The organism is Streptomyces sp. NPDC101191 (assembly GCF_044767915.1).
Classification (GTDB): Bacteria; Actinomycetota; Actinomycetes; order Streptomycetales; family Streptomycetaceae; genus Streptomyces.
Window position 1 is genome coordinate 674,179 of the sequence record NZ_JBIWOU010000005.1, and the last position, 11,304, is coordinate 685,482.

Sequence of the window (11,304 nt, forward strand, 5' to 3'; positions counted from 1 at the left end):
GGAGTCACCCTCCGTGATACACAGAGTGACCATACGCTTCCTCGCATACAAACCGGCCACACCGTCGCAGGTCAAGACGGTCAGATCGGTCAAGTGTGCGGGGATCGGGTAAAGAGAGCCGTCAAGCCGTCACACGCGAGCGGTTTCATCAGCGAAGATAGGGTCGACGACCCATGCCATCAGGCAGGGGCGACGAACTACCCAACACGGGCGGTGAGTTACATGTACCTGGCGGCCGAGAAGGGCGACATCACCACCATCATCGGTGGAATCGCCCCGAACTGGGGGCCTTTCGGGAGCCTGGGCGCGGAGGCCAAGGTGATGATCGAGGTCGTGATGGCCGTGGCCATCCTGCTCTGTCTCGGCATCGCCATCTGGGGAGCCGCCAAGCAGCGCATCGGGGCCACCGCCCTCCGGGACACCTTCAGCGCCGAGCAGGGCAAGGGCCTGATCGTGGCTGGCCTGACCGGCGTCTTCATCATCGGGTCCCTGGGGACGCTCTTCACCATCGTGTACGGGATGGCCGTCTAACCCGCGTTTCCCACCACCGAGGTCGAGCGAGCTCCCTGATGCCCAGTCACCACGCCGCGCCCGCGCGGACACCAGCACGGTATTCGTCGTACCCGCGAACGCTTGAGGGGACGTACCCGGCATGAGCCTCGGCGACGAGCACGACGGCCAGACCCGTACCCGCCTTCCCGAACCGGGCCCGGGCGCCGGCCGCCCCCCGGCCCGGAGCTCCCGCTCGCTGATCGCGGTCGTCGGCGTGGTGGTCCTCCTGGTCGCCGCCATCGCCCTCGCCAACCGCGGCGACGGCACCCCCGACTCCCCGTCCTCGGGCGCCAACCCCGACACCCCCACCCGGTCCACGGCCCCCACGGCCGCGACGGGCGTCCGCCCGGTCCCGGGCAAGAACGGCCTGATCCCGACGGGCTTCGCCCGGGACGAGCAGGGGGCGCAGAGCGCGGCGGCGAATTACGCGGTGGCGCTCGTCTCGGCGGACATCCTCAAGCCGGACCACCGGGCCGAGATCGTCCGCGGACTCTTCACCGGCCAGCGCGTCGCCGAGATGGAGGGCAAGCTGAACCAGGCGTACAACAAGGATTTCCTCGACAAACTGGGCCTGGACGAGCACGGGAACGCCGCCCCGGGGATGACGTACGTGTCGCGTACGGCCCCCGTCGGCACCAAGGTGACCCAGTACGGCGAGAACGCGGCGACGGTCGAGGTGTGGTGCACAGGCGTCTTCGGCACGGCCGGGGTCAGCTCGACCAATCCCGTGACGAACGACTGGTTCACGATGACGCTCGCGCTGCGCTGGGCCGACGACGACTGGAAGGTCGACGCCTTCTCCCAGAAGGAGGGGCCCGCACCGGTGAACACCGACCGCACGGCCTCCGACGCCGACGCCATCGCCAAGGCCGTCCAGGAGTTCGGAGGCTTCACCTATGCACGCTGACTCCCGCACCGCGCGGCGTGTGGCGACGGCCCTGGTCGCCGTCCAGACCACCGCAGTCCTGCTGGCCTCGCGTGCCTACGCGGCACCGACGCCCACGCCCACCCCGACACCGACGCCGTCGCCCTCGCAGTCCGCCAAGAGCGAGTGCGACCTCATCGTCGGCCCCGCACGCGACTACTGCGAAAACGGCCAACCCGGCACAGGAACGCGCAACCCCGGGCTCAACGACCCCGCCACCGCTCTCGACCCGCTCTCCTCCCTCGCCAACGGCTGCGCCAAGGCCGCCGCCTGGGTCGTCGACACGTTGTCCGCCGCCGTCAAGGAGACCGCGGCCGTCGACTTCACCAACATGCAGTTCCTCGGCCGCTACGCGATCGTGTTCGCCGCCGCCACCTTCCTCACCCTCCTCCTCTGGCTGCTGGCCGTCGCCAAGCGCGCCATCCGCGGCGTCCCCCTCACCACCGCCATCTCCGAGGCCGTCGGCTTCCTCTGGCTGACCGTGCTCGCGTCCGCGTTCACGCCGCTGATCCTCTACACGGTCGTCAACGCCACCGACGCCGTGACCGAGGTCATCGCCTCCGGCACCGGGCAGCAGACCGACGTGTTCTTCGGCAGCTTCAAGCAGGCCCTGGAGAAGGGCGACAGCATCGGTGGCGGGCCCATCATGCTGATCATCGTGTCGCTGGTGACCGTCCTCGCCGCCGGCGTGCTCTACCTGGAACTCGTGCTGCGCGCCGTGCTGCTGTACGTCGGCGCCCTCCTCGGCGTCGTCGTCTACTCCGGCCTCGTCGACAAGAACATGTGGGGCCACGTCCGCCGCTGGGCGGGCATCATGATCGCGGTGATCCTGGTCAAGCCGGTGATCGTCATCGTGCTCGGCCTGGCCGGCGCGCTGTCCTCCGGCACCGGCCCGGACGCCTTCTCCGCCGTCGTCTCCGGCCTCGCGATCATCCTGCTCGCCATCTTCGCCTCCGCGATGATCTACCGCTTCGTGCCGGGCTTCGGCGACGAGATCGTGGCCTCCCGCAACAACCGCCTGCACCGCGCCGGCGAGAACACCGCGGCCGCCGTCATCTCCTCCCCCGCCTCCCTCGTCTCGCAGGGCATCAAGACCCACAGCACCCGCGGCGACGGCGGCCAGGGGGGCGGCCAGAGCAGCGCGCCCCGCCCCGCCAACCCGCTCTCCGGCGGCGTCGCCGCCCACAGCAGCCGCGGCACCTCCGGCAGCGGCCCCTCGGCCACGCCCCCGCCCCGCAGCGGCAGTCCCACCGCAGGCACCCCGCACACCAGCCGTAGCAGCAACAACAGCAAGAACACAGGAGGTGCAGGGCGTTGACGACCCAGTCCCAGCCGGTCTCGCCCCGCCGCACGTATCTCATCGGCCGCGCCCGGCCGAACGCGATCGTCGGCAAGAACCGCGAGACCGGCGAGATCGCGCTCATCATCGCCGGCGCCTTCCTCGGCATGATGAGCGGACTGATCGTCCCCGTCCTGTCCATGCGGATCGTCCTCCTCATGGGTTTCCCGATGATCGCCCTGGCCGCGGTCTACGTGCCGTACAAGCACCGCACCTTCTACAAGTGGTTCGAGATCAACCGCAGTTACAAGCGGATGCTCAAGCGCGGCACCGCCTACCGCTCCTCCGCCGTCGAGGCCGGCACCCGCCTCGACGGCCGCGAGGTCGAGGTCGGCCCGCCGCCCGGCATCGGCCGGGTCGGCTGGCTCGCCGCCCCCTTCGGCCCCGACGAGATCGCCGTCCTCCTGCACGCCGACCGCCGCACCGTCACCGCCGCCATCGAGATCGAGGGCCCCGGCGTCGGCCTGCGCGACTCCGAGGACCAGGAAGCCCTCGTCGACCGCTTCGGCACCCTCCTCAAGCACGTCGCCAACGGGGACGGCTTCGTCACCCGCCTCCAGATGCTCGCCCGGACCCTCCCCGCCGACCCCGACGCCCACGCCAAGGACGTCGCCCAGCGCGGCGACCACCAGGCCCCGCCCTGGCTCCAGGAGTCCTACGACCAGCTCCAGTCGATGGTCTCCACCTCCAGCGAGCAGCACCGCGCCTACCTCGTGGCCTGCATGCATTACACCCGCGAGCTCGCCGCCGAGGCCAACGCCATGGCCCGCGCCGCCCGCCACGCCTCCGGCGTCCGCAAGCTCGACCGCGACGCCGGCCTCGCCGTCGTCATGGCCCGCGAACTCACCGACATCTGCGCCCGCCTCGCCGAGGCCGACATCCGCGTCCGCCAGCCCCTCGGCCAGTCCCGGCTCGCCTCCCTCGTCCACTCCATGTACGACCCGGACCACCCCATCGACCACATCCAGGCCATGACGAAGCGAAACGCGTGGCCCGCCGAACTCGACGCGATGGAGCCGACGTACCTCCAGGCGAAGACCCGCGAGTCCGCCACCCGCGCCCCCTGGTGCCACGCCACCGCCTGGATCAAGGAATGGCCGATGACCCCGGTCGGCGTGAACTTCCTCGCCCCGCTGCTCGTCCACACCCCCGACGTCATCCGCACCGTCGCCGTGACCATGGACCTGGAGCCCACCGAGGTCGCCATCGAGCGCATGCTCACCGAGAAGACCAACGACGAGGCGGAGGCCAGCCGCGCCGCCAAGATGAACCGCACCGTCGACCCGCGCGACATCGCCGCCCACGGACGGCTCGACCAGCGGGGTGAAGATCTCGCCAGCGGCGCGGCGGGCGTCAACCTCGTCGGGTACATCACCGTATCGGCGCGCTCGCCCGAGGCCCTGGCCCGGGACAAGCGCACGATCAGGGCCTCCGCCGGCAAGTCGTATCTGAAGCTGGAGTGGTGCGACCGCGAGCACCACCGGGCCTTTGTGAACACCTTGCCGTTCGCGACCGGCATCCGCCGCTAGGGCCGAAGGGGCACAGACCGATGCGAGATCCGCTGTCCGTCCTCACCGAAGCCTTCACCTCCTTCCTCTTCGGGAAGGTGGAGACGACCCGCCTGCCCGTCCGCACCTCCACCGGCCAGGCCCAGGCCGTCTACCTGCCGACCGCCGCCCCCGGCCTCGGCGACTCCGGCGTGATCATCGGCCGCGAGGTCTACAGCGGCAAGGGGTACATCTACGACCCCTTCCAGCTGTACGGGCAGCAGCTCCCGGCCCCGCACTGGCTGGTCCTGGGCGAGTCCGGCAACGGCAAGTCGGCGCTGGAGAAGACCTACGTCCTCCGCCAGCTGCGCTTCCGTGACCGCCAGGTCGTCGTCCTCGACGCACAGGGCGAGGACGGCGTCGGCGAGTGGAACCTCATCGCCCAGGAGCTGGGGATAACCCCCATCCGCCTGGACCCGATGGTCGCCAACGACGCCGGGATCCGCCTCAACCCCCTGGACCCCTCGATCACCACGACGGGTCAGCTCGCCCTGCTCCGGACCATCATCGAGGTGGCCATGGGGCACGGCCTCGACGAGCGCTCCGGCTTCGCGCTCAAGGTCGCCCACGCGTACGTCAACGAGCACATCACCGACCGCCAGCCGATCCTCACCGACATCGTCGAGCAACTGCGCCACCCCGAGGCGGAATCCGCCGAGGCCATGAACGTCGACATAGACGACGTACGGGCCTGGGGCCTGGACGTCGCCCTCGTGCTGGACCGCCTGGTCGACGGCGACCTCCGCGGCATGTTCGACGGCCCGACGACGGTGGGCATCGACCTCGACGCGCCCCTCATCGTCTTCGACCTCTCCCACATCGACCGCAACTCCATCGCCATGCCGATCCTCATGGCGATCGTCGGCGTGTGGCTGGAGCACACCTGGATCCGCCCCGACCGGAAGAAGCGCATCTTCCTGGTCGAGGAGGCCTGGCACATCATCAACAGCCCCTTCGTCGCCCAGCTGTTCCAGCGGCTGCTGAAGTTCGGCCGCCGCCTCGGCCTCTCCTTCGTGGCGGTGGTCCACCACCTGTCCGACGTGGTCGACGGCGCGGCCGCGAAGGAAGCCGCGGCGATCCTCAAGATGGCATCCACCCGCACCATCTACGCCCAGAAGGCGGACGAGGCCCGCAACACCGGCCGGGTCCTCGGCCTGCCCCGCTGGGCCGTCGAGATCATCCCGACCCTGACCCCCGGCATCGCCGTCTGGGACGTCAACGGCAACGTCCAGGTCGTCAAACACCTCATCACCGAGAAGGAGCGCCCGCTCGTCTACACCGACCGCGCCATGACCGAGTCCTCGGACCCGTCCGTCAACCCGGAGCTGGAGTGGGAGACGGAGCAGCGGGCGATCCTCATCGAGCAGCAGATGAACGACTCCTCGCAGTCGACGGTGGCCTGACCATGGACAGGCCGGTACGGAGGGAGGGCGGCGTCCCCGACGGCCTCGTCGTCGGGCTGCTCGCCCTCCTGCTGGGCCTCACCGTCCTCGTCTGGACGGCGACCGGCCTGTCCGCCCTCCTGACCCACGGCGCCTGGCCCGACGGCGTCACCTTCACCCGCACGCCGCTCGCCCTCCGCGCCCTTGTCTCCGCCCCCACCGACCTCGCCACGGCCTGGCCGGACACCCCGGCGGCGCAGCTGCCGGGCTACGGCCTCTTCTGGGGCCTGGTCATCGGCGAGGCGATGATCCTCGCGGTGCTCACCGTCTTCGCGGTCGGCACCCTGGCCCGCTGGCGCACGGTCCGGACGAACCGCAGGGCGGGCGCGTACGCCGACCACGGCGGGAAGGGGTCCGGGGCCGGGGCGGGCGTGGGGGCGGCCGTACGTGGCGGGGACCTCCCCGAGCGGAGCGAAGGGAAGCCCGCGGTCCGGACACCCCCGCCGCCGCGAAGGCCCGAGGCCCCGACGCAGCCCGGGGTACGGCACGAGGACGCCGCCCCCGGCGCCCTCCACCCGCCCGAGCCCGCCCCCCGGCAGACCTCCGCGCAGGAGCTCGCCCGGACCCCCGCTTCGGTCCCCGTCCCGGTCCCCGCTTCGATCCCCGTCCCGGTCCCCGCTTCGGTCCCCGCCCAGGATTCCCCGCCGTCCCCCGGCATCGTCTACGCCCAGGCCGCCGCCCGTCGCCCCCTGGCCGCACAGGCGATCCTGGACGCCGAGGGCGCCGTACTCGTCGTGACCTCCGACCCGACGCTCTGGGCCGAGACCAAGGACGCCCGCGCCAAACTGGGCCCGGTCCTCGTCTACGACCCCGGGCACCTCTGCGACACCCCCGCCCGGCTCCGCTGGAGCCCGGCCGAGCGCTGCGAGGACGCGGACGTCGCGCGCGAGCGCGCGGTCGCGCTGCTCGCGCCCGTACGCCCCCAGTCCCGTCTGGACGCTGCGGTGGCCGACACGGCCGAAACGCTCCTGCACTGCTGGCTGCACGCCGCCGCGACGGACGGGCGCCCGTTCAAGCAGGTGCACCGCTGGGCCCAGGGCACCGACGCCCACGACCCCGTACGCATCCTCCGGACCCACCCCAAGGCCGCCGCCGGCCACGCCGGACTCCTGGAGTCCGCCCTCACCGCGCACCCCGAACGCCGCCGCGCCGCACAGGCGCTGACGGCCCGTGCGCTGTCGTCGTTGTCCTCGATCCACATCAGGGACGCCTGCACCGCGAATCGAACGGATTCGCTCACGCTCGCATCATTCGTCGCCGAGCAGGGCACCCTGTACGTGGTGGGTGAACCGATCGAGGACCCGCGCACCCACCCGGGCGCGATGCCCCTCCTCACCGCGCTCGCAGCGAGCGTGGTCGAGCACGGCCGCCGCGTGGCCGCACGGTCATCCGACGGTCGGCTCGACCCACCACTGCGCCTCGTCCTCGACGACGTCGCGGCCGTCGCACCGGTCCCCGGGCTCCCCGAACTGGTCGCCAGGGGCACGGATCTGGGCCTCCCGACCCTCGCCCTGATGCGTTCCCAGGAGCAGGCCCGCTCCCGCTGGCCGGACCCGCTGCCCCAGTCCTGAGCCCCCGGCCGGCCGCGCAGGGCGCCGGCTGCCCGGTCGGGCCCGCCTTACGGACGCGGCAGTTCGTACTCCACCTCGAACGCCGACTCGTCCCCCGGCATCGCGACCTTCTCGCCCGTCGCGACGAAACCGAAGCGCCGGTAGAAGGCCGCGGCCCGCGCGTTGTCCTCGTGGACGTACAGCCGCACCCGTCGGATGGCCGGCTCCGGCAGCGTCCAGGACCAGTCCACCGCCGCCCGGAACAGCGCGTCGATCACGCCGGCCCCGCGCGCCTCGGGGCGTACGAAGACGCCCACGAGGTGCGTCTGGTCGACCTTGGCCGCCTCACCGAACCGCACCTCGGCCGCGGGGCGTTCCACCAGCACCGACACGGTCCCGACCCAGCGCCCGTCCGGGGTCTCGGCCACGAACTGCCGCACCCCTCCGTCGCCGGTCTCGGACGCGCCCTCGGCCCGCCCCTGCCAGAAGGAGTCCGGCTGGGCGGACGCGCTCTCGTGCGTCTCCAGGAAGGCTATGGGCGCGACGGGGTCCTGCAGGGCGGCGAGCCGGATCTCCCGGACCCGCTCCCACTCGTCGGCGCGGATGGTGCGTACAGAAAAGTCCATGCCTGCGATCCTCGCCGCCCGCGCAGGCCCCTGACAAGGCATTTCGCCGGAGGCCGACGCGCGACGGCCCCGCCGTCGTACCCCGGTACGACACCCTCCGCCGACCGCCCACCCCCGGTACGACGTGCTGCCGCCGCCCGCTCCCTAACGTCGGAAGCATGACCCGAGCGGAAGAACCGACCAGACGCCACGGCGCCAGAACCGTCGTCCAGGGACCTCTCCTTCACCGTGCGCCCCGGCAGCGACACGGGCGTCTCGGCCCCGACGGCGCCGGAAACCGGCTCGGGGCACCTCGGTACAGCGGTTCAAGGACGGACCGCCGTCTGCCATCGGTGAACACCACCCCGAGCGGGCGCGACGGTCATTACCGTCCTGTCGCATGACGACGGTCACCACCCGTACGGTCGCGTACCCGGCCGACAACCTGACGATGATCGGACACCTCGCGCTCCCGGCCGGTACCGGACGCCGGCCCGCCGTCCTGATCGGACCCGAGGGGATGGGGCTCAGCGACGTCGAGCGCCGCCGGGCCGAGGCCCTGGCCGAGCTGGGGTACGTGGCGCTGGCCTTCGACCTCCACGGCGGACGCTATCTGGAAGACCCGGAGGACATGCTGGCCCGCTGCATGCCGCTGCTCGCCGATCCCGACCGCATGCGAGGAATCGGTCACGCCGCGCTCGACGTGCTGCGTGCCGAACCACGGGCCGACCCCGACCGGACCGCCGCCGTCGGCTACGGCACCGGGGGCGCCGTCGCACTGGAACTCGGTCGCGACGGCGTCGACCTGCGCGCGATCGGGACGGTCAACGCACTGACCACGGGCCGACCGGGCGAGGCGGCACGCATTCGCTGCCCGGTATGGGCCGGGGTCGGGTCGGAAGACCCGATCATGCCGCCCGCCCAACGTGAGGCGTTCACCGCCGAGATGCAGGCCGCGGGCGTCGACTGGCGCCTCGTGGTCTACGGAGGGGCCCTTCACGCCTTCCACCACCCACCGGTCGACCACGCCGCGCCTCCCGGCGTCGGCTACCACCCCCGGCACGCCCAGCGAGCCTGGCGTGACATCGTCGCCCTGCTCGCCGAGTGCCTGCCCGTCACGGACTGATCCGATCGGCTCCTGGCACGCCCACCTGCCCGCCGCCGTCGTCTTCGGTGGGGGCGACCGCGGCACTCGCGATCCCGGCGGTGTTGCTGGACACGCCGCGACGTGTGACGCGAACAGATGAGGATGTGCGGGTGACGAGCACGGGAAAGACGGCGCCGCCGACCGGGACGACACCCCCGGCGGCACGGACGGCACCGACGGCCGCGAGCCGCTACGTCCAGCGTGCCCTGGCCCGCGTACGGGCCTTCGACGCGGCCCACCCCTGGCCTTGGGACGGGGCGCTGACCGGCACCTGGACGGTGGCCGCACTCGTCGACGCGACCGGCGGCTGGCGGAACACCGCCCAGGACGCCTCCCTACCGCCCTGGCTGGTCGTGACGACGACCCTCGCCCTGGTCCTGCCCCTCTACGAACGCCGGCGCCACCCCGTGGGCGTCCTGGCCGCCATGGCGTGCGCGGCGCTCGTGAGCACCGTCTCGGGGGCCTTCCTGCAGGCCGCGTACCTCCAGGCGATCCCCCTGTTCCACATCGCCCTCAGGCGCCCGCCGCGGGCCCTGCTGTGGTCCACGGCGCTGATCGCGACGCCGCTGGTGGCGGGCGCGGTCCGGTTCCGGGACGGCACGTGGGCGGAGCACGTCGTCCCCGCCCTGTGGACGTACGTCCTCGCCGCCCTGGTCGGCATCACGGTGCGCTCACGCCGGGACGAACGAGAGCAGGAGGTGCGCCTGGCGACGGCCGCCGAGCGCACGCGGATCGCACGGGAGATGCACGACATCATCGGCCACAATCTGGCCGTCATCACCGGCCTGGCCGACGGCGGCCGGTACGCGGCCGCCAAGAGCCCCGAACGCGCCGCCCAGGCCCTGGACGCCATCGGGACCACGAGCCGCCAGGCGCTGGCCGAACTCCGCCGTCTCCTGGGCGTCCTGGGACACGCGGAGGACGCCGAGGGGGCGGCCGACCGCGCCCCCCAACCCGGCCTCGCGGACCTCCCGGCCCTGCTCGACGGCGTACGGAAGGCGGGCCTGCGCGTCCACTCCGATCTGCCGCCCGCACCCCACCACCTCGCTCCCGGAGCACAACTGACGGTCTATCGCGTGGCACAGGAAGCCCTGACCAACACGTTGAAGCACGCCGGCGAGGGGGCGGAGGCGAGCGTGACCCTGGCCTTCGCCCCGGGGGCCCTGACCCTGACGGTCACGGACACGGGGGCGAGCCGAACCGACCGACCCCCGCCCCAGAGCCGCCCGGGAGGCCAGGGTCTGGCCGGAATGCGCGAGCGCGCGGCGCTCTACGACGGCACACTCGAATGCGGCCCGCCGCCGGCCGGCGGCGGCTGGCGCGTTCAGCTCCGACTTCCCCGGGAGGACTCCCCCTCGTGACGACCGTTCTGATCGCCGACGACCAGCCGATGCAGCGGTTCGGCTTCCGGATGCTGCTGGAGAGCCAGGACGACATGACGGTCGTCGACGAGGCCGCCAACGGCACCGAGGCCGTCCGCCTGGCCGACCGTCACCACCCGGACGTGGTCCTGATGGACATCCGCATGCCCGGGCTGGACGGCATCGAGGCGACACGGCGCATCATCGCCTCGGGCGCCCGCACCCGGATCCTGATCGTCACGACCTTCGATCTCGACGAGTACGCCTACGAGGGCCTGCGCGCCGGCGCGAGCGGCTTCCTGGTGAAGGACGCCCAGCCCGAGGAACTGCTCGCCGGCGTCCGCGCGGTGGCGAGCGGCGAGGCGGTGGTGGCCCCCACCCTCACCCGCCGGCTCCTCGACACGTACCTCCACCACCTCCCGGCGGCCCCGAACGCCTCGGTGGCCCCCACGCCGCCCGGCCCGAAGGAGGATCCGCGTCTGTCGGCCCTGACGGACCGGGAACGCGAGATCCTCACGGTCATCGGACAGGGCTGGACCAACACGGAGATCGCCGGCCGCCTGCATCTCGCCGAGTCCACGGTGAAGACCCACGTCACCCGCATCCTCTCCAAGACCGGATCCCGGGACCGCGTCCAGGCGGTCATCCTGGCGTACGACACGGGGCTGGTGACCCCTGAGCGATAACGGCGCGAGCGGCAGGGCTCCGAAGGGCCGGCCCTGACGCTGAAAATGCCCCGTGAACGCAGAAAAGCCCCGCACCAGAAGGTGCGGGGCTTTCCCACAATGATTGTTCGGCGGCGTCCTACTCTCCCACAGGGTCCCCCCTGCAGTACC

The 11,304-nt window shown here is 72.1% G+C and carries 10 protein-coding genes; 9 read left to right on the plus strand and 1 reads right to left on the minus strand.

Annotated features, from left to right (window positions below):
- Nucleotides 1–222: 222 nt before the first annotated feature.
- The 6 genes from ACIRQF_RS22960 to ACIRQF_RS22985 all read left to right on the plus strand — a co-directional run bounded on the left by ACIRQF_RS22960 (nucleotide 223) and on the right by ACIRQF_RS22985 (nucleotide 7,376).
- Entirely contained in the window at nucleotides 223–531 is a 309-nt protein-coding gene (locus ACIRQF_RS22960; RefSeq protein WP_046908545.1) for a hypothetical protein, read from the plus strand.
- A 121-nt stretch (nucleotides 532–652) separates the two neighbouring features.
- On the plus strand, nucleotides 653–1,459 hold the full coding sequence (locus ACIRQF_RS22965) for a hypothetical protein (RefSeq protein ID WP_404094503.1): 807 nt from the start codon (nucleotides 653–655) through the stop codon (nucleotides 1,457–1,459).
- Nucleotides 1,449–2,795, plus strand: a complete 1,347-nt coding sequence (locus ACIRQF_RS22970) for a hypothetical protein (protein WP_404094506.1) — start codon at nucleotides 1,449–1,451, stop codon at nucleotides 2,793–2,795. The genes ACIRQF_RS22965 and ACIRQF_RS22970 overlap by 11 nt, the downstream gene beginning before the upstream one ends.
- On the plus strand, nucleotides 2,792–4,345 hold the full coding sequence (locus ACIRQF_RS22975; RefSeq protein ID WP_376632639.1) for an SCO6880 family protein: 1,554 nt from the start codon (nucleotides 2,792–2,794) through the stop codon (nucleotides 4,343–4,345). The genes ACIRQF_RS22970 and ACIRQF_RS22975 overlap by 4 nt, the downstream gene beginning before the upstream one ends.
- A 20-nt stretch (nucleotides 4,346–4,365) precedes the next feature.
- On the plus strand, nucleotides 4,366–5,766 hold the full coding sequence (locus tag ACIRQF_RS22980) for an ATP-binding protein (RefSeq protein ID WP_376632637.1): 1,401 nt from the start codon (nucleotides 4,366–4,368) through the stop codon (nucleotides 5,764–5,766).
- 2 nt (nucleotides 5,767–5,768) lie between these two features.
- On the plus strand, nucleotides 5,769–7,376 hold the full coding sequence (locus tag ACIRQF_RS22985; RefSeq protein ID WP_404094510.1) for a type VI secretion protein: 1,608 nt from the start codon (nucleotides 5,769–5,771) through the stop codon (nucleotides 7,374–7,376).
- 47 nt (nucleotides 7,377–7,423) lie between these two features.
- On the opposite strand, the gene ACIRQF_RS22990 is transcribed toward ACIRQF_RS22985, so the two are convergent.
- Nucleotides 7,424–7,981, minus strand: coding sequence for a GNAT family N-acetyltransferase (locus tag ACIRQF_RS22990; protein WP_376632634.1), 558 nt, complete (start codon nucleotides 7,979–7,981; stop codon nucleotides 7,424–7,426).
- Nucleotides 7,982–8,360: 379 nt separating this feature from the next.
- Between ACIRQF_RS22990 and ACIRQF_RS22995 the strand changes: the two genes are divergently transcribed.
- The 3 genes from ACIRQF_RS22995 to ACIRQF_RS23005 all read left to right on the plus strand — a co-directional run bounded on the left by ACIRQF_RS22995 (nucleotide 8,361) and on the right by ACIRQF_RS23005 (nucleotide 11,154).
- Nucleotides 8,361–9,086: a dienelactone hydrolase family protein gene (locus tag ACIRQF_RS22995; RefSeq protein ID WP_404094513.1), complete on the plus strand. Its 726-nt coding sequence runs from the start codon at nucleotides 8,361–8,363 to the stop codon at nucleotides 9,084–9,086.
- Between the two features lie 131 nt (nucleotides 9,087–9,217).
- Nucleotides 9,218–10,468: a sensor histidine kinase gene (locus ACIRQF_RS23000; protein WP_404094515.1), complete on the plus strand. Its 1,251-nt coding sequence runs from the start codon at nucleotides 9,218–9,220 to the stop codon at nucleotides 10,466–10,468.
- A complete protein-coding gene (locus ACIRQF_RS23005) occupies nucleotides 10,465–11,154 on the plus strand; it encodes a response regulator (protein WP_404094517.1) in 690 nt (229 codons plus the stop codon). The genes ACIRQF_RS23000 and ACIRQF_RS23005 overlap by 4 nt, the downstream gene beginning before the upstream one ends.
- Nucleotides 11,155–11,304: the final 150 nt, after the last annotated feature.